Annotated in this window: 22 protein-coding genes and 1 riboswitch; of the genes, 14 read left to right on the top strand and 8 right to left on the bottom strand. The window is 48.4% G+C overall.

Annotated elements, in window-relative coordinates:
* Nucleotides 1–81: 81 nt before the first annotated feature.
* Nucleotides 82–1242: an oxalate decarboxylase family bicupin gene (locus NYE38_RS16355; protein WP_007410043.1), complete on the top strand. Its 1161-nt coding sequence runs from the start codon at nt 82–84 to the stop codon at nt 1240–1242.
* Between the two features lie 67 nt (nt 1243–1309).
* Nucleotides 1310–1732, top strand: a complete 423-nt coding sequence (locus tag NYE38_RS16360; RefSeq protein ID WP_003151772.1) for a regulatory YrvL family protein — start codon at nt 1310–1312, stop codon at nt 1730–1732.
* A 34-nt stretch (nt 1733–1766) separates the two neighbouring features.
* Here the strand turns inward: NYE38_RS16360 and NYE38_RS16365 are convergent, their stop codons facing one another.
* The 3 genes from NYE38_RS16365 to NYE38_RS16375 are packed head-to-tail and all read right to left on the bottom strand — an operon-like array spanning nt 1767 to nt 4639.
* The gene (locus NYE38_RS16365; protein ID WP_003151771.1) at nt 1767–2573 is read right to left on the bottom strand and encodes an ABC transporter ATP-binding protein; all 807 of its coding nucleotides are present in this window, start codon (nt 2571–2573) and stop codon (nt 1767–1769) included.
* An 18-nt stretch (nt 2574–2591) separates the two neighbouring features.
* Complete coding sequence (locus NYE38_RS16370; protein ID WP_071181989.1) at nt 2592–3602, bottom strand: iron ABC transporter permease; 1011 nt, start codon at nt 3600–3602, stop codon at nt 2592–2594.
* Nucleotides 3602–4639 carry an iron ABC transporter permease gene (locus NYE38_RS16375; RefSeq protein WP_186230140.1) on the bottom strand — a complete coding sequence of 346 codons (1038 nt, stop codon included), beginning with the start codon at nt 4637–4639 and terminating at the stop codon, nt 3602–3604. Before NYE38_RS16375 ends, NYE38_RS16370 begins: the two co-directional genes overlap by 1 nt.
* A gap of 247 nt (nt 4640–4886) precedes the next feature.
* On the opposite strand from NYE38_RS16375, the gene NYE38_RS16380 reads away from it, so the two are divergent.
* Complete coding sequence (locus tag NYE38_RS16380; RefSeq protein WP_014418864.1) at nt 4887–5825, top strand: iron-hydroxamate ABC transporter substrate-binding protein; 939 nt, start codon at nt 4887–4889, stop codon at nt 5823–5825.
* Between the two features lie 146 nt (nt 5826–5971).
* On the top strand, nt 5972–6886 hold the full coding sequence (locus NYE38_RS16385; protein WP_017418933.1) for a class I SAM-dependent methyltransferase: 915 nt from the start codon (nt 5972–5974) through the stop codon (nt 6884–6886).
* Nucleotides 6887–6937: 51 nt separating this feature from the next.
* Here the strand turns inward: NYE38_RS16385 and NYE38_RS16390 are convergent, their stop codons facing one another.
* Together NYE38_RS16390 and sspJ are read right to left on the bottom strand one after the other, a co-directional pair.
* Complete coding sequence (locus NYE38_RS16390) at nt 6938–8350, bottom strand: amino acid permease (protein ID WP_003151762.1); 1413 nt, start codon at nt 8348–8350, stop codon at nt 6938–6940.
* A gap of 111 nt (nt 8351–8461) precedes the next feature.
* Nucleotides 8462–8643: riboswitch (Lysine riboswitch) on the bottom strand.
* Nucleotides 8644–8765: 122 nt separating this feature from the next.
* Nucleotides 8766–8906 (bottom strand): small acid-soluble spore protein SspJ, encoded by a 141-nt coding sequence (sspJ, locus tag NYE38_RS16395; protein ID WP_003151760.1) that lies wholly within the window; start codon nt 8904–8906, stop codon nt 8766–8768.
* Nucleotides 8907–9089: 183 nt separating this feature from the next.
* On the opposite strand from sspJ, the gene NYE38_RS16400 reads away from it, so the two are divergent.
* Both NYE38_RS16400 and NYE38_RS16405 read left to right on the top strand, forming a co-directional pair.
* A complete protein-coding gene (locus tag NYE38_RS16400; RefSeq protein ID WP_003151759.1) occupies nt 9090–9572 on the top strand; it encodes a metal-dependent hydrolase in 483 nt (160 codons plus the stop codon).
* A gap of 42 nt (nt 9573–9614) precedes the next feature.
* Entirely contained in the window at nt 9615–11471 is a 1857-nt protein-coding gene (locus tag NYE38_RS16405; RefSeq protein ID WP_025649274.1) for an LTA synthase family protein, read from the top strand.
* A 30-nt stretch (nt 11472–11501) separates the two neighbouring features.
* On the opposite strand, the gene NYE38_RS16410 is transcribed toward NYE38_RS16405, so the two are convergent.
* Nucleotides 11502–12428, bottom strand: coding sequence for a substrate-binding domain-containing protein (locus NYE38_RS16410; RefSeq protein ID WP_017418932.1), 927 nt, complete (start codon nt 12426–12428; stop codon nt 11502–11504).
* A 117-nt stretch (nt 12429–12545) separates the two neighbouring features.
* Between NYE38_RS16410 and modA the strand changes: the two genes are divergently transcribed.
* The 7 genes from modA to NYE38_RS16445 all read left to right on the top strand — a co-directional run bounded on the left by modA (nt 12546) and on the right by NYE38_RS16445 (nt 19177).
* Nucleotides 12546–13343, top strand: coding sequence for a molybdate ABC transporter substrate-binding protein (gene modA, locus NYE38_RS16415; protein WP_110085271.1), 798 nt, complete (start codon nt 12546–12548; stop codon nt 13341–13343).
* Nucleotides 13324–14007: a molybdate ABC transporter permease subunit gene (gene modB / locus NYE38_RS16420; RefSeq protein ID WP_017418930.1), complete on the top strand. Its 684-nt coding sequence runs from the start codon at nt 13324–13326 to the stop codon at nt 14005–14007. Before modA ends, modB begins: the two co-directional genes overlap by 20 nt.
* 93 nt (nt 14008–14100) lie before the next feature.
* Complete coding sequence (locus NYE38_RS16425; RefSeq protein ID WP_003151754.1) at nt 14101–14748, top strand: response regulator transcription factor; 648 nt, start codon at nt 14101–14103, stop codon at nt 14746–14748.
* Between the two features lie 5 nt (nt 14749–14753).
* Nucleotides 14754–15857, top strand: a complete 1104-nt coding sequence (locus NYE38_RS16430) for a sensor histidine kinase (RefSeq protein ID WP_025649276.1) — start codon at nt 14754–14756, stop codon at nt 15855–15857.
* A 119-nt stretch (nt 15858–15976) separates the two neighbouring features.
* Complete coding sequence (locus tag NYE38_RS16435) at nt 15977–16912, top strand: ABC transporter ATP-binding protein (protein ID WP_025649277.1); 936 nt, start codon at nt 15977–15979, stop codon at nt 16910–16912.
* Nucleotides 16913–16935: 23 nt separating this feature from the next.
* A complete protein-coding gene (locus tag NYE38_RS16440) occupies nt 16936–18030 on the top strand; it encodes an ABC transporter permease (RefSeq protein WP_025649278.1) in 1095 nt (364 codons plus the stop codon).
* Between the two features lies 1 nt (nt 18031).
* Nucleotides 18032–19177, top strand: a complete 1146-nt coding sequence (locus NYE38_RS16445) for an ABC transporter permease (protein WP_025649279.1) — start codon at nt 18032–18034, stop codon at nt 19175–19177.
* Nucleotides 19178–19209: 32 nt separating this feature from the next.
* Here NYE38_RS16445 and NYE38_RS16450 read toward each other — a convergent pair whose 3' ends face one another.
* A complete protein-coding gene (locus NYE38_RS16450) occupies nt 19210–20040 on the bottom strand; it encodes an aldo/keto reductase (protein ID WP_007410023.1) in 831 nt (276 codons plus the stop codon).
* Between the two features lie 221 nt (nt 20041–20261).
* Between NYE38_RS16450 and NYE38_RS16455 the strand changes: the two genes are divergently transcribed.
* On the top strand, nt 20262–20747 hold the full coding sequence (locus NYE38_RS16455) for a hypothetical protein (RefSeq protein WP_025649280.1): 486 nt from the start codon (nt 20262–20264) through the stop codon (nt 20745–20747).
* A 36-nt stretch (nt 20748–20783) separates the two neighbouring features.
* Here the strand turns inward: NYE38_RS16455 and NYE38_RS16460 are convergent, their stop codons facing one another.
* Complete coding sequence (locus tag NYE38_RS16460) at nt 20784–22799, bottom strand: Na+/H+ antiporter (protein ID WP_063637071.1); 2016 nt, start codon at nt 22797–22799, stop codon at nt 20784–20786.
* Nucleotides 22800–22819: the final 20 nt, after the last annotated feature.

The following is a 22819-nucleotide window of genomic DNA, read 5'->3' on the forward strand; positions in this document are numbered from 1 at the left end:
ACTTAACAAAGCAGAAGGGAAAACGAAAGGCCTTTCACATTCTCTTTCTGAAAAAACAAAGCTTGAGAGGAGACGATTTACATGTCAAAAGAAAACAACTGCAATATCCCGCAGCCGATCAGAGGAGACAAAGGGGCGACCGTCACGATTCCGCGCAATCTTGAAAGAGACCGCCAAAATCCGGATATGCTGACGCCGCCGGAAACGGATCACGGCACAGTGGATAATATGAAATTCTCTTTCTCAGATGTGCATAACCGGCTGGAAAAGGGCGGGTACGCGCGTGAGGTGACCGTTCGCGAGCTGCCGATTTCTGAAAATCTGGCATCTGTCAACATGCGTTTAAAACCGGGCGCCATCCGTGAGCTGCACTGGCATAAAGAAGCGGAATGGGCATATATGCTGACGGGCAAAGCGCGGGTCACGATCGTTGATGAACAGGGACGCAGTTTTATCGATGACGTGAAGGAAGGAGATCTGTGGTACTTCCCGTCAGGCCTGCCGCACTCCATTCAGGCGCTGAAAGAAGGCTGTGAATTCCTCTTGGTTTTTGATGACGGTTCCTTCTCAGAAAACAGCACATTCCAAGTGACTGACTGGCTTGCCCACACGCCGCTTGATGTCATCGCCAATAACTTCGGGGTTTCAGAAAAAGACCTCGCCGGCCTGCCCGGGAAAGAAAAATATATCTTTGAAGAGCCGGTTCCCGGGAAGCTGAAAGATGACATTGTGGAAGGCCCGAACGGCGAAGTGCCTTACCCGTTCACTTACCGCCTGCTGGATGAAGGCCCGACTGCTGAGACGGATGGCGGCAAAGTATATATCGCGGATTCCACAAACTTCAAAGTGTCCAAAACGATCGCTTCAGCGCTTGTCGTGGTCGAACCGGGCGCAATGAGAGAGCTGCACTGGCATCCGAACACGCATGAATGGCAGTATTATATTTCCGGTAAAGGGCGGATGACGGTTTTTGCATCGGACGGCCATGCAAGAACATTTAACTATCAGGCCGGGGATGTCGGTTACGTTCCGTTCGCAATGGGCCACTATGTGGAGAATTTGGGGGATGAGCCGCTCGTCTTCCTGGAAATCTTCAAGGATGACCACTATGCCGATGTGTCCCTGAACCAATGGCTTGCCATGCTTCCTGAGAAATTCGTCCAGCAGCATCTGGATCTGGGCAAAGACTTTACGGATATTCTTTCGAAAGAGAAACACCCTGTCGTCAAAAAGAAATGCTGAAGATACACACCCGACTTGCAGAGTTCCGTCTCTGCAAGTCTCCTCTGTGTGAAAAGGAGCTGAACAGATGATCAATCAAAACGGGACGAAAATGTTTTTTCTTCAGGTGCTCCGGTATGCCCTGGCAGCCGCTGCTGTATTATTCGGGTATTTCATCGTGATGATGGCCGTATTTTCATTAGCCGGGACGAGCTACGGATCGATGGCGTACGTTCTGCTTTTTTCCGTGCTTTTTATTCTTCTCGGTTTATGTTTTGAACCGCTTGAGCGGCTGATGATACATAGCTTTACCTTTTTTGGGACGGGCAGGCTGCCTTTTCTCCTTTTAGCCGGCACCGTTCAGCTGCTGTTCCTCTGGATGACCGCGTATACGACGGATAAACTGATTGAAAAGATTTGGCTGTCAACGACGGAGGAGCTGATTGTGGCGGGGGTTTTTTTCGTTTTGGATAAATGCGTCTCCGGACAAAAGCAGCCCCGGGCGCACTAAAAAACGCAGGCCGGAATGGCTCTGCGTTTTTTTTTCATCTTACCGTTGCGTTTTCATGCCGGATTAAATCGTAGGTTAAGCAGACCGGTTTGTTCGTGCGCGGATCTTTTACAATCTGTGCGTCAATTTGAAACACGTCTTCCAATATGCCGGGAGTCATGACTTCCTCCGCCGTTCCTTCCTTGATGACGCGCCCTTTTTTCAGGGCGATCATGTAATGGGAAAAACGGGCGGCATGGTTCAGATCGTGAATGACCATTAAAATGGTGCGGCCCTGCTCCTTGTTTAATTTGTCCAGCAGCTGCAAAATTTCAAGCTGATGGGCGAGATCTAAATAAGTGGTCGGTTCATCAAGAAGCAGCAGCTCCGTTTCTTGAGCGAGCGCCATGGCGATCCACACACGCTGCCGCTGCCCCCCGGAAAGCGCTTCGATCGGCCGGTCATAAAATTCGGCCATCCCCGTCTCTTCAAGCGCCCATTTGATCATGTCACGGTCTTTATCACTCAAGCGGCCCATTCCGGACTGATGCGGAAACCTGCCGTAAGAAACAAGTTCGTACACCGTCAGCCCGCTCGGCGCTTCAGGCGTCTGCGGAAGAATTGCCATTTCCTTGGCGATGTCCTTCGTGGATTTTTGCATGATCGCCTGTCCGTTTAAATAGACGGCGCCGGATTTCGGTTTCATGATTCTTGACATCGTTTTGAGAACCGTCGATTTTCCGCAGCCGTTCGGACCGATCAGCGTTGTAATTTTTCCTTTCGGGATGGCGATATCCAATTCTTTCGCTATCAAACGGTCGCCATAACCGACAGTAAGCTGTTCCGCCGATAATGAGTTCATCGCGGCAGTCTCCTTCCTCTATTTCGTTTTCATCAGCAAATATACAAAATACGGCGCTCCGAGCACGGAAATCACCAGGCCGACGGGAACTTCGGACGGTGCAAGCACATTTCTCGCCAGCGTATCGGCAAGCAGAAATAAAAATGCTCCGATCAAAGCTGAAACCGGGATAAGCGTCTGGTGGCGCGGCCCGGTAAGCCTTCTGGCCAAATGCGGCGCAATGAGTCCGAGAAAAGCGATTCCGCCGGCTGCCGCAACACATGACGCGGTCAGGGCAACGGCGGACATCAGCAGAACGCGCCGCTCCTTTTCAACCCTGGTGCCAAGCCCCGCCGCCAGCTGATCACCGAGCTGGAGCACATTTAAATACCTGGCTTTATAGAGGCTGAACGGTAAAAGGACCAGCAGCCACGGCAAAATGGACAGCACCATTTTCCAATTGGCGTTCCAAATCGAACCGGAAATCCATACAAGCGCCTGCATGAAATCCCGCGGGTCCATTTTCAGCTGAAAAATCAAGAGAAGCGCATTAAACCCCGCATTGACGCCGATCCCGACCAAAACGAGCCGGACAGGTGAAACGCCTTTTTTCCAAGCCAGAACATAGATGAGCAGCGCAGCCAGAAAAGCCCCCGCCAAAGCGCTCACCGGAAGCAGCCATGTACCGGCCATGCTTAAATCAACAACTGATCCTTGGAAAAAGAAGATAAACAGAACGACCGCCAAAGACGCTCCGGCGTTAATACCGAGAATGCCCGGCTCCGCCAAGTCATTTTGAGACACGCTTTGAAAAATCGCGCCTGAAACCGCGATTCCGGCGCCGACCAGCAATGACAGCACCATGCGCGGCAGTCTGAATTCAAATAAAACGAGCTGATCCCGGGCATCCCCCTGTCCGAAAAAGACATGCAGCGTATCAAGAGGCGCAATCCGGATCACCCCCATGTTTAAGCTGATAAAAAAGACGATGCATATGAGCAAAAACGTAACGGCCATGACCGCCAGCGGTTTTTTCGATTTTACATTCATTACAGCCCTCTCCTTTCCCTGCGCGCCAAATAAAAGAAAAAGGGAACGCCGATAAGGGCGGTTAAAGCGCCGACCGGTGTTTCAAACGGCGCATTGACGAGTCTTGCGGCAATATCACTGAAGACTAACAGAACGGCGCCGAATACCGCCGAACAGGGAATGATCCACCTGTAATCTACCCCGACTAAAAATCGGGTGATATGCGGAATTACCAAGCCGATAAAAGAAATGGCTCCGGCGACTGAGACTGAAGCCCCCGTCAAGAGGACAACGACAAACATTCCGATTACTTTCACAAGCGATGTGTACTGCCCGAGCCCTTTGGCCAGTTCCTCACCCAAGCTCAGCACCGTCACTGAGCGCGCAATCAGAAATGCCAGCAAAAGTCCGATAACCCCGACCGCCAAAAGCAGCTGCACGCCTTCCCATTTGACGGAAGCGACTCCTCCGGCATACCAGAACTTCACATCCTGGGCGACATCAAAACGGATCGCAATCGCGCTTGAAAGCCCCGTTAAGAAATAGCCGACTGCCGTACCGGCCAGCGCGAGCTTCACCGGTGTCAGACCGCCTTTTGAAAACAGGCCGATGCCAAACACAATAAGCGCTCCGATTCCCGCTCCCGCAAAGGACCACAAAACAAGTCCCGCCGCAGACAGCCCCGGAAAAAAAGCAAATGCCAATGCGATCGCAAATCCTGACCCCGACGTCACGCCCATAATGGAAGGCTCAGCAAGCGGGTTCCGCGTCAGCCCCTGCATAATCGCCCCGGACACAGCTAAAAAAGCCCCGACGAGCGCGGCGGCGGCAGTTCTCGGCAGCCTCAGATCGCGTATGATTTGATGAGATGTATTTTGCGGCTGAAAGTGAAAGAGAGCATCCCACACCGTCCGCAGATGAATATCGGCAGCTCCGATGGAAACAGACAGAGCCGCGCCGATCAATAAAACCGCAATACCGGCACACAGCAGCACAGCAGCCCGGAATGAACGCGCCGTCCACTGGATTTCACCCCCTGATGCCCCTTGAGCCGTCATTGTCTGTTTCTTTTTCAATAGACCCAACACTCGTTCTTCCTTTCTCAAAACAAGAATGGTAATGATAATGATTATCAATGACTTGTTTCAGTATAGCACTTTTATCTTCTCTTTTAATAGACCTAATTTCATATAAAAAAAGAAAGTTTTTCTTTAAAAAGAGCGTGCTTCTCTATGAAAGCAGTGATATAATCACACTGATAATGATTCTCTTTATCACTAATTTTTATGAAAGAAGGAATGTCAGATGTTCCATACATACAAGAAAATCGGCGCAGCGCTGATTGCCGTGCTGCTCATCGCCGCTTTGGCCGCATGCGGCAATTCTTCAGACACGAAAGGTTCTTCTGAAAAAGAAGAAACCATCACGTATAAAGCCGAAAACGGCAATATTAAAATTCCGAAGCACCCGAAACGGGTCGTCGTCATGGCTGACGGCTACTACGGCGACTTTAAACAGCTCGGCATCAATGTTGTCGGCGCGCCGCAAAACGTATTTAAAAACCCTTATTACAAAGGGAAAACAAAAGGTGTGACAAACATCGGCGACGGCACGTCCGTTGAAAAAATCATTGACTTAAAGCCGGATTTAATCGTTGTCTGGACGACACAAGGCGCCGATATCGAAAAACTGGAAAAAATCGCGCCGACAATCGCCATTAAATATGACAAGCTCAGCAACATTGATCAATTCAAAGAGTTTGCGAAAATGACAGGCACTGAAGATAAAGCAGACAAATGGCTGACTGAATGGGATAAGAAAACCGCTGCCGCTAAAACAAAGGTTCAAAAAGCGGTCGGCTCAAAAACCATCTCCATCATGCAGACAAACGGAAAAGACATCTATGTATTCGGTAAAGACTTCGGCCGCGGCGGAAGCATCATTTATGACAAACTCGGGCTGAAGGCCACAAAACTGACGCAGGAAAAAGCCATTAATCAAGGGCCGGGCTACGCCAGCATTTCACTCGAGAAACTGCCTGACTTCGCGGGAGACTACATCTTTATGGGGCCATGGCAGGCCGGCGGTGACGACAAAGGCGTGCTTGACAGCTCAATCTGGAAGAACCTCGATGCCGTCAAACAAAACCATGTCTACCGCATTGATCCGATCGGCTTCTATTTCTCAGACCCGATCTCACTTGAAGGCCAGCTCGACTACATCACAAAAAGCTTAACGAAGTAACCCCGAAGCCGCTGTCACAGCGGCTTTTTATTACGCTTAAAACTTGACAAAAAAATTCATTTATGCTATAATTTACATTTTTGTATTAACATGTATAATAAGATTCTCCCGGCCGGAGATTGATGTAAATAACGGAGGATCTTTATATGAAAGAAAACAAGGCGAGTATGACTTCCCTGCTGTCCGCTTTCGGAAGGGCGTACCACAGTAAATACGACACCCCGGTGATATTTGATGATTTTTTGGCACAAGATCTGATTTCTGATAAAGAGCATTCGGACATCCGCGATCATCTGATTCAAGGTATATCATTTTTCAGCAAAGACATGGCCCAGAGGCTTCAAGGCCAACCGGATGACATCTTAAAATGGGTGACTCAAGTCCAGCTGTCTCCTACACCGTTAGCCCGTGCCGCATATTGTGAAGAAGTGCTTTTCAATGAAGTGAAGCTCGGGGCCAAACAGTATGTCATCCTTGGCGCGGGGCTGGATACTTTTTGTTTCAGGCATCCTGAGGTGACAAACGCCTTAGACACATTTGAAATCGATCATCCCGCTTCACAGGAAGACAAAATAAACAGATTGAAACATCTGAACCTCGGCATTTCCCATCATCTTCATTTTGTACCGATGGACTTCGCCGCTTCGCTTTCTTTCAGCCGTCTGTATCAGGAAGGTTTTTCACGCCAAAAAACCTTTTTCAGCCTGCTCGGTGTGTCATACTATCTTACGAAAAAGCATCTCGCCCGCCTGCTCACACAATTATTTGCCGAAGTCCCGCCGGGAAGCTCTATCGTGTTTGATTATGCAGATGAGTCGCTCTTTGAAGAAAGAGGACTGTCAAACAGAGTGGAAAACATGGTGAAAATGGCTGCAGCAAGCGGAGAACCGATGTTATCGTGTTTCAGTTATAAAGAAATCGAAAAAATATTAGAATCATCAGGTCTGCTTATTTTTGAACATGTATCTCCGGCGGACGTCAATGACCGTTTTTTCAGCGGACGCACTGACCATTTAACCGCATTCGAGACCATTCATTATATACACGCCGTCAAAAAGTAACCCGCTGCCGCAAATAAAAAAGACATCTCACAGACGTGAGATGTCTTTTTGTCATACCGATTGTCTGTTGTTTGCAAATTTCTTTGAGACGAAAGGATATAACAGCAAACCGACGAAGAACAGCCCGATACCGAGAATAAAGGTCGTTAAATCGGCCGTTCCGGTAATAATGACGTAAAAAGAATAAATGCAGGCAAGGATGGCGATGATACCGTCTCTTACTCTTGAGCCCTTTATCTCGTCATACGTTTCACCCGTAAAAATGAGCTTCAGGCTGTAAAACGCTGACACGAGATACGGAATCAGATAAGCAAGCGTCGCCGCCGTTGTTAAAAACGTAAACGCGTCACTGATCGTCCGGGAAATAACCGAAAAGATAAAGATCTGTGACATCACGTTCGTTACGATTAACGACACAACCGGGCTTCCCTGTTTATTCGTTTTTGCAAAAGCAGCGGGAAAGTCTCCTGATTTCGCCGCTTGATACGGAACTTCAGAACCGAGAAGAATCCAGCCGAGCATCGTTCCGAACAGACACAAAATCGCCAGAATCGCCATAATGACGCTTCCCGCGCTGCCGACGATCGCGTACAATACGTCAACAAACGGTTTTTCCGAGCCGACAAGCTTACCATGCGGAAGCACGCCCATCGTAATCAATGTCACGATGATATAGATGCCAAGCGCGATCAATAATCCGGTAATGGTGGCGCGTTTCACGTCGCGCTGCGAACGGGCGCGCCCGGATAAAATGACTGCCGATTCAATTCCGACGAACGCCCATAATGTTGAAATCGCCGCATTGTGGATCTGTCCGCCGATTCCCTCAACCGTGTGAGGACCTGTTTGAACAGGAAAATAAAAATGATCGAAAAACGACGTTTGAAATACAAACAAACCTGCAATGATAAAGAAGATAAATCCTAATACTTTTGAAAACGTCGTGACGAAATTTAATTTACTCGCACCGTTAATGCTGGTGACGAGGATCGTGTGAGTGCCCCATAATAAAACCGTACATACGGCAAACGTCAGCAGCTGGCCGAGCGTAACCGCCTGACCGCCGATCGAAAACATTTCACGCTTATCCGTTAAAATCGGGAAAAATGATGTTAAATATCCGGCAAGGCTCGTGATGATCGCCACGTTGCTGATCCAGCTCGCCACCCAGTAGCCCCACACCATCGTGAAGCCCGCTGCATTCCCTTTTTTCCGATCGCTGAACAGCGCACGCGCATAGCTTTGCGGCCCCGCCGTCAGCTCAGGCTTGCGGATGGATAAGTGGCCGAAGACCAGCGCGATCATTAACACACCGGCTCCCGTTAAAAGCCATGCCGATGTGGCGCCGAACGGGCTCGCGATTTTTGCGAGCGTACTCGGAAGCGAAAAGATGCCCGAGCCTACCATATTTCCTACGACAAACGCCGTTAATAACCAAAAACCCCATTTTTTCGTCTGTTCCATTCCTGTACCTCCTGGTTGTTCATTCGTACGGACCAGACCCCGAGACCATATTTACACGCAAAAAAAAGCCTGAACAAAAGTCCATGCTTAAAGAAACACACACACCCTTGATCTCCGGATAGCCCTCCGCGAAAAAGCACGCGGCAGTCCTGCACTTATTCAGATACAGTCCCAGCATAAAGAAGGATCGGCTTTCTTTACACTTCGGCGCTGATGCCTTTAACACATGTTTTGCGGCCCCTTATCAGCCTGGCATGTGCGACTCATCATCAAGCGCAACCTCTACCTCACCGAGAAAGAGTGAGGATTTTTATCATTCAATTCTACTCAGAGGTTATCAGAGATAAAAAGATCTGTCAAAGGGAAATATTAGACGGAAAACGGATAGAGCGTTCGCCCTACCCGTCTTATATGGTCAGCGGTTGTTTTTTTTCTTTTGAACAGCTTCTTGAAGCGGATCGTCTTTCAGAGCTGCACTGGCGTCGTCAAGCGCGCCTTGAATGACGTTTTTGTTTTTATCGCTGTTTTTTCCTTTTTCTTTGTTAAAGAAAGCCATCTGTATCACCTCTTTATCAAATATAGGTACACCTATAATGTGTCTTTTTCCGCGGCAGAATATGCGGAATCCGCGTCTCCTTCCTTTTGGCGGAACAGGTAAAGTTTGTTGATCAAACATGCATTCTCTTGATATATTTGTAATTCAGGGGATTTTGGCAAAAATAAAAAGGAGAAGCGAAAAATGACAGGAAAAACACACATCATGGGAGGCATCGCTTCTTGTTCCGCAATTGCGTATTATTACGGGTATGATCCGGTCCTTATGACCTCAGCGGGTGCCCTCGGGGCGCTGATTCCCGACATATGCCATACGAAAAGTAAAATCGGCAGGACGCTGCCCGTTCTGTCCAAAATCGTAAGCACGGTGTTCGGCCACAGAACGTTTACACACAGCCTGCTGTTTATGCTTATTATGTTTTTCATTACGGCAACCTATATTCCGAATCCGAGCATTTCCGCCGGACTGATGATCGGAATGGCGAGCCACCTTGTACTTGACGCATGGACCGTCAACGGCATTAAACTGCTGTTTCCGTCCGCCATCCGCTTCCGTCTTCCCCTTTATATGAGAACGGGGAGCTTTTCGGAGCAGCTTGTGCTGGCCGGCTTAACGATTGTATCCTGCTATTATTTATACGAACTGGTTCACGGCCGCATCTCTTAAACAAAAAGCGTCTTTTCGCTTTTAGGGTGAGGAGTCATACATATGAAGAAAACCTTTTTCAGCAATCATCGGTTTTTATGCCTGTCCATCCTGTTCATGTGGATGAAAACCTATGCCGTGTATAAGCTCGGTTTCGGTCTGCAGAACAATTCGGTTCTTGAGGAATGTCTGCTTCTCATTAATCCGCTGAGCTTCATTGTGCCGCTGTTCGGCATCGCCCTCTTGCTGACGGAAAAAAAACAGCGGATCTTTCTGCTTTCGGCAAATGTGATGCTGACGGGAATTTTAATCGCGAATACGGTGTTTTACGGGTTTTATATTGATTTTATCACCATACCGGTTTTGTTTCAGGCAAGCAATATGGGTGATATGGGGAGCAGCGTCCAAGAGCTGTTTCACCCGCTTTATATCGCTTTATTTTTGGATATTGCGGTTTTGTTTTATCTTGGTAAAAGGCATAAAGCCGATCAAGGAAAAGCGGGCGCCCGTACCGTTAAAGCGTATGCGTGGGCATCAGCCGGCCTCATGCTGTGCAACCTTGCGCTGTCTGAGGCCGAGCAGCCGAAGCTGTTCAAGCACCCTTTTGATCGTGAAGCGCTCGTAAAAGGAATCGGCCTGTTCCACTTTCATTTGTATGACACCATTTCGCAGACGCTGAATGCAGGGGCTAAAGCGTTTGCCGATGAAGACAGCCTTGCGGCGGTCGCGAATTACACTCAAGCCGGCTACAGCAGGCCGTCCGATTCAAAATTCGGGCTTGCAAAGGGGCGCAATGTGATTTTTGTTACGCTCGAATCAACACAGCGTTTTGTAATGGATGAGCGGGTCAACGGATGGGAGATTACCCCGTTTTTAAACAAACTGCGAAAAAAAAGTTATGACTTCACTCATTTTTATCAGCAGACTGAACAGGGAAAAACCTCAGATTCAGAATTCATTACTGCGAATTCGCTGTATCCGTCTTCAAGCGGCGCCGTTTTTTTTACAAAAAGCGGCCACCGGTTCAATACGATGTACCATATGTTAAAAGATCATCAATACTATTCAGCCGTTCTGCATGCCAATCATAAAGCCTTTTGGAACCGGGATGAGATGTACGGGGCATTCGGAATCGACCGTTTTTTCGACGCGGATGAATTTAAGGTGACACAGGAAAATTCAACAGGCTGGGGCCTGAAGGATAAGGAGTTTCTCGAACAGTCAGCGGAAAAATTAAAGAAGCTTCCGCAGCCGTTTTACGCGAGCCTGCTGACTTTGACCAACCATTTTCCTTTTGAAATTGATCAACAGGATCAGCTCATTGAGGAACCGGACACAAGCAGCGAGTTATTAAACCGCTATGTGACGACGGTCCGCTATGAAGATGAGGCCCTGAAACACTTTTTCAAGAAGCTGAAAAAAGAAGGGCTGTATGACAACGCGATGATCGTCCTGATGGGAGATCATTACGGTATATCCGAAGCCCATAATCAAGGACTTGCCGAATTCTTAGGGAAAGAGGAAATCACTCCGTTTGATACGGTTCAGCTTCAACGCGTGCCGTTTATCATTCATATTCCCGGGGTGACCGACCGTGCGCCGGAAACGATTGCTTCGGCCGCGGGACAGGTTGATGTAAGGCCGACGCTGCTTCACCTGCTCGGCATTGAAACGAAAGGCAGCATTCAGTTCGGCAATGATCTGTTTTCCGGAGAGCGGACACCGTTTGCGGTGCTGAGAAACGGCAGCTTTATCACGGACGATCATATTTATACGAAAAATACGTGTTACAGCCGTAAAACGGGTGAACCGCTTTCTGACATGAGCGCGTGCAGTGATGAGAAAGAAAAAGCGGAACAAGAGCTGATGCTTTCCGATAAAATATTAAACGGCGACCTGCTGCGGTTTTATAAGCAATAAAAAAATCCCTCCGTTATATGGAGGGATTTTTCATGTTTCATATATGAGCCGTCCGGTCATTTTCGTATCATATCCGGATAATTGAGAAAGCTGAGACTTGAATTCCTCAGAATTGAGGATGTCCTGCACGCTTTGAACAAGCTCCCGGTTTTGTTTTAAGACGACCACATCGTACTGTTCACTGATCACCGGGATAAAGTCCGTGCCTGCCATATGCGCCGCATGCTGCGACCCGACTCCGATATCCGCCTTTCCGCTTGATACTTGTGAAGCCGCTGACAGATGATCCGTGACAATGTCATGGTAGCCGGCGACATCAGACGGCGTAATACCGAAAGATCTGAGCTGTTCATCCAGCAGCACCCTCGCGCCTGATCCTTTTTCGCGATTGACGATACGGACATCCTTTCGGCTCAAGTCCTGAAAGCCCTGAATGTTCAGCGGATTGCCCTTTTTCACATATAATCCGGCCTGCCGCAGCACGACATGAAAAAGCGCAAACGGCTCCCCTGAAAGAATGCGCTTCACGTACGGGATGTTATACTGCCCCGTCTCCCCATCGTATAAATGCAGACTGACGATGTTACAAGCCCCGCGGTACATCTCGATCAGGCTGTTCAAACTGCCGCTGTACTTGCGGAGCGGGGCCGCCTGTATTGTTTGTTCCAGCTGTTTGCTGAGGAGGTCCATCGACACATCCTGCCCGCTGATGATAACGGACTGCCTTTTTTCCGGCTCCCGCCCGCGGGACGGGTCAGCAGCTTCTGATACGGATGGCTTTTTTGACATTCTCATGTTTGTTTTATATTGTTTTAAGTCCTCTTCATCGACCCTCATCTGTCTTCCGACCCTGTACGCCGGAATGAGTCCTTTTTTTATCAAATCATATACTGTCAGTTTTGAGACCTTCAAAAGGCCCGCAACTTCTTCTATTGTATAGGAAGTGGCTTCTGTCATATTATCACGCTCCATTTTTATTATAACTGTTCAGATATTGAAAAAAAACCGCACCATTACGTACAATTGCGTTATAATTAGTTTGATCTAATGATATCTAGCTATAAGGGGTGCACAATGTTGAAAAAGAAAGCGACACTACTCACAACTGCGGCTATGGCCGTTTTCCTCGCAACTGCGGGCTGCTCATCCGGACAATCGTCCAAAGGCGGACAAAACGAAAAAGTCACGCTGACCGTTTCTGCGGCAGCCAGCGCTCAGGATGCACTTGAAGAAATCCAGACCAACTACGAAAAATCACATTCAAACGTAACCATTCAAGACAACTTCGGATCATCAGGCACATTGCAGAAACAAATTTCACAAGGCGCGGGAGCTGATTTATTCTTCTCGGCAGCCGAAGATAAATTCGAAAAGCTCGTTCATGACGGAGATATCGATAAAAAGGACAGCACGGATCTTTTGAAAAATGATCTCGTCATGATCGTGCCTGAGAAAAACAGCGCACACCTTACCCATCTGAATGACCTGAAAAAAGACAGCGCGGAAAAAATCGCGCTCGGCACGCCTGAATCCGTTCCGGCCGGACAATACGCCAAACAGTCATTGACGGCATTATCCCTGTGGGGCAAGGTAAAAGATAAAGCCGTCTATGCAAAAGACGTTCGCCAGGTGCTTTCTTATGTTGAAACCGGAAATGTCGATGCCGGGCTTGTCTATAAAACAGACGCGCTGATTTCGAAAAAGGTGAAAATCACCGATGAAGCGCCGGCGAAAACGCACGATCCGATCGTTTATCCGCTCGGCATCGTCAAGGATACAAAGCACCGTAAAGAAGCAGAAGCGTTTTATCAGTATCTGCAGTCTGATGAAGCGATGAAAGTGTTTAAGAAATATGGATTTACTGCCAAGTAACATTACGGCTTCGGAATTTTTCACTCCCGTCGTACTGTCGTTTGAGGTGGCTTTGGCATCGGGCCTCGCCGTCATCATTCTCGGGACGCTTGCCGGCGCCTGGATGGCGAAAGCGCGATTTCCCGGAAAAACGGCTGTGGAGACCCTGTTTATGCTCCCGCTCGTTCTTCCTCCTACCGTTGTAGGCTTCATTCTCATTATCATTTTCGGGAAACACAGCTTTATCGGCCGGGCGATTGAGCGGATTTTTCACCAGCCCGTCATTTTCACGTGGTCGGCCGCGGTGATCGCTTCGGCCATTGTCGCCTTCCCGCTTATGTATCAGTCCGCTAAAACCGGCTTCGCCGCGGTTGATGCTGACATCGAGGGAGCGGCGAAAGTAGACGGAGCCGGCAGGTGGCAGGTGTTCACCCGTATTTCCGTCCCGCTTGCCTTTCCCTCCCTCTTGACCGGAAGCATTCTCAGTATTGCAAGGGCGCTAGGTGAATTCGGGGCGACTTTAATGTTTGCGGGAAATATTCCCGGTGTCACCCAAACGCTGCCGACGGCGATTTACGTCGCGATGGACTCCGGCAATGAAACACTCGCCTGGGTGTGGGTGATCTGTATTGTGATCATTTCTTTTCTGATGCTGTTTTTCATCCAATTGAAAAAGCCCGCTTGACCGATCTGCCTTCCGCGCACCTTTCGCCGGGAGGCTTTTTGATTTAAAATCGGATGGTATATAATGAAACAAAAACACACAAAGGGTGCGGCTATGAAAATTAATGTCATTATCGCGGATGATAATTCTTTCATCAGAGAAGGAATGAAAATCATTTTGCATACATATGAGGAATTTACTGTATCGGCAACGTTGGAAAACGGACTCGAGGCGGCAGAGTATTGTAAACACAACCCCGTCGATATCGCCTTGCTGGACGTCCGCATGCCGGTGATGAACGGCGTCGAAGCCGCAAAACGGATCGCTGAGGAAACGGATACGAAGCCGATGATCCTGACGACATTTGACGACGATGAGTATATTTTAGAAGCGATTAAAAACGGCGCGAAAGGATATTTATTAAAAAACACCGAACCGGAACGGATCCGCGATGCGATCAAAAGCGTTTTCAACGGGCACAGCATTCTTCAGGACACCGTGCTGGACAAAATAAAAGACAGTCTTTTCCGGCCGGCGGAAGCCGCCCATCAGATTGATGAAAGCCAGTTTACTGAAAGAGAGCTCAGCATCATGTCGCTTATTGCGAAAGGACTGTCGAACAGGGAAATTTCAAAACAGCTTTTCATTTCTGAAGGGACGACGGCCAATTATATTTCATCTATTTTAGGGAAAACGGGGCTTGAGCACAGAACGCAGATCGCCATTTTTTATATCACCGGGAAGGTGGATAACGGGCGTTGAACGGTATGGATTTTTGGATGCTGATGAGCAGACTGATCGCTATTTTTTATACGGCTTTTTTGTTCGTATCGGCTGACCGCCCTTACACGCCGTACGCCGTCTTGTTTCTGCTGCTTTATCTGTCTTTGGGCATTGCGGTCTGCATGATCAGGCCGCCCGTTTGGAGGCGCGGGATCACCCTCATGGCGCTGGCATTGACCGCTTGGCTTTCCGCCTTAGGCCATCCGGCGTTTCTGTTTCTTTTGCCGCCCGCCATTTTTGCGGTTCTTGCCGAATATCCGGTTCACCGCTATGTGTTCTGCCTGCTCGTGTTTTTGCCGTTTTTATTTATTCCGTACGGCGACCTTCCGACTTATATCGTCATGACCTTGTTCTGTCTGGCGATATTCGTTTTGGCCGCCCGGTCCGGCAATCGGCTGAAGAAATATGAAGAACAGTCGGACATCATGCGCTCAAGCATTGAAAAACTGACGAAACAGCTGCACAGCAGCACGGAATATATCAAACAATCGGAGTACACCGGCAAACTCGAGGAAAGAAACAGATTATCCCAAGCCATCCATGATAAAATCGGCCATTCCATGACCGGCGCGCTCATTCAGATGGAAGCGGCGAAGCGGATGCTCGGCTCCCATCCGGACAAAGCGGCTGAACTGCTCCAAAACGCCATTACCATTTCCAAAGAGGGCATAGAGGATATCCGCATAACGCTGAAAAATATGAAACCGCCCGCTGAACAAATGGGCATTCACAGATTAAGAACGTTTATTGATGAATTTTCGGCCAAAAACGGGATGCCGGTTCCGTTTACGCATCAAGGCGATTTGGACAGGCTGACGCAAATGCATTGGAGAGTCATTCAGGAAAACGTAACCGAAGCCTTGACCAATGCAATGAAATACGCCGATGCCACGCAGATTTTCATTGATATCCATGTTCTGAACAAAGCCGTGAAAGCGGAAGTGAAAGATAACGGAAACGGTGCCGTCCGCTTTAAAAAAGGCCTCGGCATGCTCGGTATGGAAGAACGGGCGGCCGTCTTGCACGGAACCGTTATTTTTGACGGCACGGCCGGTTTTTCCGTCACGACATTGCTTCCGGTTGAATAAGTGAATATTTTCATGTGAAAAATATGAAGATTCTCACGTCAAAGGAATGAACAGCTGCACTAACGGCCGTTCATTCTTTTTTTTATAATAAGAGCATCACAAGACATAGAGGTGGAAACATGAACATTTTGGAGCTCAAACAGCTGAGTAAGAAATTCGGTGATTATGCCGCCGTTGACCAGATGTCGCTTGCCGTAAAAGAAGGTGAGATTTTCGGGTTTCTCGGCGCAAACGGAGCCGGAAAAAGCACGACGATCAATATGATCTCAGGTCTTTTAAAACCTTCAGGCGGAGACATTCTGTTTCTCGGAAAAGATATTTTCAAATATAGCAAAGCAACGAAAATGAATATCGGCATCGTCCCTCAGGACCTCGCGATTTACGAAGAATTAAACGCCTATGAAAATGTGAAGTTCTTCGCAGGGCTGTACGGCCTGAGAGGGGCGGCTCTGAGAGAACGGGTCGAGGAAGCCCTGACATTCGTGGGCTTGAGCGATAAACACAAATATTTGCCGAAGCATTTTTCCGGCGGAATGAAGCGCAGGCTCAATATCGCCTGCGCCCTTGCCCACCGGCCGAAACTGATCATCATGGATGAACCGACGGTCGGCATTGACCCGCAATCAAGAAATTATATTCTGCAATCAGTGAAAAAGCTGAATGAAATGGGCTGCACGATCATCTACACGAGCCACTACATGGAGGAAGTGGAAGAAATATGCACGCGCATCGCCATCATCGACCACGGAAAAGTCATCGCAGAAGGCACAATAGAACAGCTGACCTCCATCATTACCGACACGAAGGACGTCGTGATTGAGCTGTCATCCGGAAACGGCATCAGCCTCGGCGATATTCAGGAGCTGCCCGGCGTCAGAGCCGCCGCACTGGAAGAAAACAGCGTGAAAATCAGCTCTGACACAGGGGTCAACAATTTAAACCGCCTGATCCGGTACTTCATGGACAAAGGCATTGAAATCCGCTCCTTGCAGGAACAGGCCCCTGACTTAGAAACGGTATTTCTCACGCTGACAGGCAGAAGCCTGCGCGACTGACCCCATTGAAAGGAGGATTGCAAATGAATATTCTGCACATCGCCGTGAAAGAAATCAAAATCAGTTTCCGCGACAGACGGACTTTTATTTTCATGCTTGCTTTTCCGATCGTCTTCATGCTGATTTTTACCGCGGCATTATCAAACGCCTTTGATTCAGAGGTGACGGTCGGAAACATCAAGGTCGTATATACGGACCAGTCAAACGGCCCTCTTTCTCATTATTTTACTGAGTTTATGAAAGCCGCCAAAAAAGAGCATGTCTATTTTCAAAAAGCGGACACGGAGGCAAAAGGCAAAAACGAGGTTCGAGAAAATCAGGCGGATGCTTTCGTCACTGTAAAAAACACCGGTTTTCAAGTCTATACAAATGACCGGAGCGGCATCAACGGCACGATCGTCCAAGGCATGCTGACCGCTTTTACCAATCAATACAAAGCAGGCGCCGCCGCTTACAAGGCGCATAAGACGCCTTCCGCCGGACAAATCAAAAGCGATTATATGAAGCAGACGTCTTTACACAAAGCGAAAGAACCGAAAGCGAAAGATTTTTACGCGATATCCATGACGACGATGATCGGGCTGTACGCCTCGATTTTTGCAAGCACCTTATTCCGCGGGGAAAGAATACGGCACACCGCGGATCGCCTGATCGCCGCTCCGCTCCGGAAAAGCGATATCTTTCTCGGAAAGATGCTCGGCATTTTGGCTGTGAATGTTCTGACGATTCTTGCCGTTGTCGCCTTCAGCAAATTTATCTTAAAAGCGAATTGGGGCAGCCACCTGGGACTTGTGCTTCTGATTCTCGTTTCTGAAATTCTTTTGGCCGTCAGCTTCGGGCTCAGCCTGAGCTATTTGACCAGAAAACCCGAAAGCGCCAGATTAATCACCGTCATCATCGTTCAGGTGATGTCCATTATCGGCGGCGCCTATTACAAATATGAAGGCGGAGGAATTTCCGTCCTGTCGCCCTTATCATGGATCAATAAGGCGATTAACAACATCATTTACGCAAGTGATGTATCAGCGGCATGGCCTGCACTCGGTTTAAATACAGCATTGGCGGCACTCTTTTTGCTGATCGCCGCATTTACGTTTCAAAGACGGGAGGGATTGTAATATGAAAAACTTCTGGTGGCTGTTTGCACACACTCTCAAAGGGATTACAAAAAGCAAAAAACAGCTTATTCTTTATATCGGGGCTCCGCTGATCGGCGTCTTCCTCTCCTTCATGACCAATGCCAACGGCGGAGCCGAAACGCTCAATATCGGCATTCTCAATCAGGACGGCGGAGAAGTGGCACAGGATACGGTCACGTTTTTAAAAGGACTGGATCATGTGAAGATTTCGGAGGAAACGGCTGCGTCCGCCACATCCAAGATCGCTTCAGGAAAAATGGAGGCGCTCATTACGTTTGAAAAAGGCTTCTCCCAAAGCGTAAAAGACGGGAAACCGGCTCACATCGGCATGACCTCGCTGAAAGGCGCCCAGGTCACCGGATATGTCAGCTCTTATTTGTACAATTATATGAACAGCGCCGCCTCAATCGGCAAATCTTCCGGCGGAGACGCAAAGGCCTTTCAGGCGATGTACGCCGCTTTCAAGCATTCTCCGATTCAAACGGAGTCCGCTGTTTTACAAGATACATCGAATCATAAAGAAATGACCTACTCAGTCATCGGGTATCTCATTATCATTATGCTCTATTCCGCCGGCAACCTGACGGAACTGATGATTAAAGAGCGGGAAAACAGGACGTACTACAGGCTTCTGTCAACGCCGATCACATCAAAGCAGTATGTACTGGCAAACGCGGCGGTGAATATCATTATCATGGCCGTCCAAATTCTATTCGCCGTTCTCTTTATGGGCGCCGCTTTTCATATTCATCCGTCATTCCCGCTGTGGCAGCTGTTCGTCCTGATGATGCTGTTTGCATTAAGCGCGATCGGGATCGCCTTTATTGCCGTCGGTTTTTCCAACAGCAGCGCTTCAACATCGGCGCTTTTGAATTTGATCGTCGTGCCGACATGCTTGCTCGCCGGCTGCTTCTTTCCGAGCAATATTATGCCGAAAACGGTGCAGACAATCGCCGAATTTCTGCCTCAGCGCTGGGTGCTCGATACGGTCGATCAATTGCAGCACGGCCGCACGCTCCAAAGCCTGATGCTGAACATCATCATTTTGGGAGCCTTCGCCGCCGCCCTGTTATTAATAGCCGCATACAGGTTCAGCGTAAAACGTCAGACACAGACATTTATGTAAAGAAAAACAGCCCCGTAAAGGGCTGTTTTTTCTTAGAACAGAAGCTCGTCCGGATTCGGGCCGACACGCTCGTCTTTGTTCAATGCGCTGATCTTTTCCATTTCTTCCTGTGACAGTTCGAAATCAAAAATATCGGCATTTTCTATGATGCGGTGCTCTTTAATGGATTTCGGAATGGTAACGACTTCGTTCTGAAGATCCCAGCGCAAAATCACTTGAGCAACCGATTTGTTATGTTTTTCCGCAATTTGTGACAGCACTTCGTTATCGAGGAGCTGTCCCTGCATCAATGGAGACCAAGCTTCCACTTGAATGCCCTGCGCTTTGCAGAAATCTCTCACTTCTTTTTGAGTCAGGCGCGGGTGGAATTCAATCTGGTTGACCATCGGCTTGATTTCAGCATCTTTCAGCAGCTCTTCTAAATGATGCACTTGGAAGTTGCTGACGCCGATGGCGCGGATTTTGCCGTCTTTGTACAGCTTTTCAAGAGCGCGCCATGTGTCTTTATATTTATCCTTGCCCGGCCAGTGAATCAGGTAAAGGTCGAGGTAATCGAGGCCGAGGCGCTCAAGGCTTTTCTCAAACGCGTCAAGTGTCGTTTCGTATCCTTGATCTTCATTCCACACTTTTGACGTGATGAACAGCTCTTCTCTGGCAACGCCCGCAGCTCTGATGCCTTCGCCGACACCCTCTTCATTTTTATAAATAGCCGCCGTATCAATGCTGCGGTAGCCGTTTCTGATTGCCGCTTCGACGGAGTCCGCCGCTACGCTTCCGTTTTCCACCTTGAAGACGCCAAGGCCGAACCACGGCATTTCAACGCCATTATGAAGCTTTACAGTATCTTTTAAGCTTTTTGCCACGTTGAACCATCCTTTCTAGTCATTATGTAAACGGTTATTATTATCTCACATTTCCGCCGTAAGAAACCAATTATACGCTCATCGTTATCACAAAAACCATCTTTAGTGCCCAAGCACCACTGACGTTATTATTTTCCTATTTTTCAAAAATTCCGGTTAACCGGGTAACTGTCCGGGTAAATCGCTACTGTAGCCACCACACAATTGAAGGAGGAAATCATATGAAACGTATGCGTATCCCGATGACCGTTGCCCTTGGCGCCGCTTTGTCTCTGACTCCTCTGTCCTTTGTATCCGCTAAAGAAACCCCGGTCCCTCAAAACATGGCGCAGCAATCATCAGATGTCTCAGCAAAAGATGTCGGATTAAACATTGACGTTGACCTGCTCGGCATCGGCAATTCGATTGCTGACGCGATTAAGTCGGCGCAAAACCGTGACGGCTTCGTCAAAAACTTAATGGAATCTTCATTCTACGCTTCCGGACAAAAATATAATGTCATGGTGTTTAATTTAAGCCAGGAATATGAAGATCATTTTAACGGCGTTCAGTTTTACGGTTCCGCCGTTTATGACGGCATCACGTACGGCATTTGGGTGTTTGAAGACGGAAGCTTCACCAACAAAGGAGATGGCGGCTGGATCAACTGGGCCTTCAGAGGCTGGTTTGACCGCGACGGCGATCACGTCGAATTCCATCGTCCGTAATCTAAAAAAGTCCGGCGAACAGATGCCGGACTTTTTTTATTCATCTCCGTCAAGCATGGCCGCTTCCACATCATTGATGTATTGGCGAAGCTCATGCGACATGTCGCGGGAAATTTCCCGCTCTTCGAATAATGTTTGGATTTCGTTGCGGATGGCCTGAACGGCCCGCAGTTTGATTTCAAGTTTTTGATTTTCAAAACGGCGGCTCGGACTCTGTTCGTGATACGAGTGCCCCAGCCTGAAAATCAAGTGATTGTAAAAGGAAATGACGGCAAGCGTCACATCTTTATTTTCTTCAGTCATGTGTTTTTTCAGGCTTTCAATGGCCGCTTTTGCCGTTTTAACCCTCGTGGTGCGGATGAGGCCTTCTTCATTTAAAATCGACATTTCCGGCTTTTTTTGTTCACCGAAAAAGATCCAGTACATCAGGCGTTTCAGCTTTTTCTTAGATAAGCCGACTTTAAACGGATTCGTATACAGCACTTCCAGTTCATCAAACCGTTCCTGAAGGCTGTCAGCCGTTTCTTCCGGTATGTCGCCCCGCTCAATCAGCCGCAGCAATTCTTCCTGTTCAGCCTGTATCCCTTGGGCGCGGACTTTCCGCTCATCTTTTTTCGTGCGGTTTTTGACTGTGAACTGCTGAAACCTGAGATTTTTCATTTTCTCATTGTATTCGGCAATGACCGCAAAAGAAGCCGTTTTGTTTGTCTCATTCATATTTTCTTTAATGGCGGTTAAGGCAGCTTTTATCAGCTTCCGTCTCGCTGTCAGCAATTTGACTTTCTTCTCTTTCACATTGTCTTCCGGCTTATCTGTCAAAATCGGCAGTACGATTGTCGCCAGCACCAATGTGCACATAATAACGCCCGCGGCTAAAAAGAGAATCAAATTCCGTTCAGGAAACGGCGAGCCGTCAGAGAGCACGTACGGAATGGAAAAGGAACCCGCAAGCGTAACCGCTCCCCTGACGCCTGAAACCGAAATCAGCAGGGTCGAGCGCAGGCCGGGTTTATAAATGCTCTGATCCTTGTTAAAAAACCACTTGCCGTTCCAAAAAAACAGCACCCACAAAAACCTGAGAATCATTAACGTCAGCGTAATGACGATAATGTACCCGATGACCATCATATTGTTAAACGCGGTATCATTAAAGATGACAGAAACCACATCCGGTATTTGCGCACCTAAAATAACGAAAACAAGACCGTTCAGAATGAACAAAATAATATTCCACGTACTTGAAGAGACGATTTGCAGTTTGACCATCGTTGATTCAAGACGGTCCTGCTCCACCGCATGCGTGATGCCGCCGGCCACAACCGCTAAAATGCCGGAAACGCCGATTTCTTCAGCCGCGAGATAGATGACGAACGGCGTCAGAATTTGAATCAGCATATGCATCGTGACATCCTGCATGCCGAGGCGGCGCAAAAACAGCCGGAAACGGATAATCAAAAAAGAAATGACGACACCGCTGAGTAAACCTCCGGCTGAAATCAGAACGAAACTGAAGGCGGCCTGCGCCAGCGAAAATGCGCCCGTCACGGCTGCCGCAATCGCAAATTTAAAAGCGACCAGGCCGGATGCGTCATTCATCAGTCCTTCTCCTTCAAGGAGACGCAGAATGCCTTTTGGCATCTTCACTCGCCCTGACAGCGCGCTGACCGCGACAACGTCAGTCGGTGAGAGTATCGCCGCCAGCCCGAACGCGGCAGCCAGCGGGATGCTCGGAATCATCCAATGAATCGTGTAACCGCCGACAATCACCGTGGCAAACACAAGCCCGAGCGCAAGCAGCAAAATCGGCGCTCTTAAATTCCAAAGTTCCGCACGCGGCGTCCGTTTTCCATCGTTAAAAAGCAGCGGAGCGATAAACAAAACAAAAAACAATTCGGTATTCAGTTCAAAATGAAGCCCCTGCGGAAATGACGCCGCAATGATACCGAGCGCCACCTGAATCAGAGGCACCGGGATAAAGGGGACAAACCGATTTACGATATTTGAGATCGCGATGATGGTTAAAAGTACGAGTACGACTAAAAATATGTCCAAAGCATGACCTCCTTCATCTG

The sequence above is a fragment of the Bacillus sp. EU63 genome (assembly GCF_038592915.1).
Classification (GTDB): Bacteria; Bacillota; Bacilli; order Bacillales; family Bacillaceae; genus Bacillus; species Bacillus velezensis.

Bases quoted from the DNA above. Each gene is read 5' to 3' on its own strand.
- NYE38_RS16455 (WP_025649280.1), top strand. From the start codon at position 20,262: ATGAAACGTATGCGTATCCCGATGACCGTTGCCCTTGGCGCCGCTTTG.
- modA (WP_110085271.1), top strand. From the start codon at position 12,546: ATGTTGAAAAAGAAAGCGACACTACTCACAACTGCGGCTATGGCCGTT.
- modB (WP_017418930.1), top strand. From the start codon at position 13,324: ATGGATTTACTGCCAAGTAACATTACGGCTTCGGAATTTTTCACTCCC.
- NYE38_RS16375 (WP_186230140.1), bottom strand. From the start codon at position 4,639: ATGACGGCTCAAGGGGCATCAGGGGGTGAAATCCAGTGGACGGCGCGT.
- NYE38_RS16410 (WP_017418932.1), bottom strand. From the start codon at position 12,428: ATGACAGAAGCCACTTCCTATACAATAGAAGAAGTTGCGGGCCTTTTG.
- NYE38_RS16440 (WP_025649278.1), top strand. From the start codon at position 16,936: ATGAATATTCTGCACATCGCCGTGAAAGAAATCAAAATCAGTTTCCGC.
- NYE38_RS16355 (WP_007410043.1), top strand. From the start codon at position 82: ATGTCAAAAGAAAACAACTGCAATATCCCGCAGCCGATCAGAGGAGAC.
- sspJ (WP_003151760.1), bottom strand. From the start codon at position 8,906: ATGGCTTTCTTTAACAAAGAAAAAGGAAAAAACAGCGATAAAAACAAA.
- NYE38_RS16365 (WP_003151771.1), bottom strand. From the start codon at position 2,573: ATGAACTCATTATCGGCGGAACAGCTTACTGTCGGTTATGGCGACCGT.
- NYE38_RS16385 (WP_017418933.1), top strand. From the start codon at position 5,972: ATGAAAGAAAACAAGGCGAGTATGACTTCCCTGCTGTCCGCTTTCGGA.
- NYE38_RS16390 (WP_003151762.1), bottom strand. From the start codon at position 8,350: ATGGAACAGACGAAAAAATGGGGTTTTTGGTTATTAACGGCGTTTGTC.
- NYE38_RS16435 (WP_025649277.1), top strand. From the start codon at position 15,977: ATGAACATTTTGGAGCTCAAACAGCTGAGTAAGAAATTCGGTGATTAT.
- NYE38_RS16360 (WP_003151772.1), top strand. From the start codon at position 1,310: ATGATCAATCAAAACGGGACGAAAATGTTTTTTCTTCAGGTGCTCCGG.
- NYE38_RS16445 (WP_025649279.1), top strand. From the start codon at position 18,032: ATGAAAAACTTCTGGTGGCTGTTTGCACACACTCTCAAAGGGATTACA.
- NYE38_RS16400 (WP_003151759.1), top strand. From the start codon at position 9,090: ATGACAGGAAAAACACACATCATGGGAGGCATCGCTTCTTGTTCCGCA.
- NYE38_RS16370 (WP_071181989.1), bottom strand. From the start codon at position 3,602: ATGAATGTAAAATCGAAAAAACCGCTGGCGGTCATGGCCGTTACGTTT.
- NYE38_RS16425 (WP_003151754.1), top strand. From the start codon at position 14,101: ATGAAAATTAATGTCATTATCGCGGATGATAATTCTTTCATCAGAGAA.
- NYE38_RS16430 (WP_025649276.1), top strand. From the start codon at position 14,754: ATGGATTTTTGGATGCTGATGAGCAGACTGATCGCTATTTTTTATACG.
- NYE38_RS16405 (WP_025649274.1), top strand. From the start codon at position 9,615: ATGAAGAAAACCTTTTTCAGCAATCATCGGTTTTTATGCCTGTCCATC.
- NYE38_RS16380 (WP_014418864.1), top strand. From the start codon at position 4,887: ATGTTCCATACATACAAGAAAATCGGCGCAGCGCTGATTGCCGTGCTG.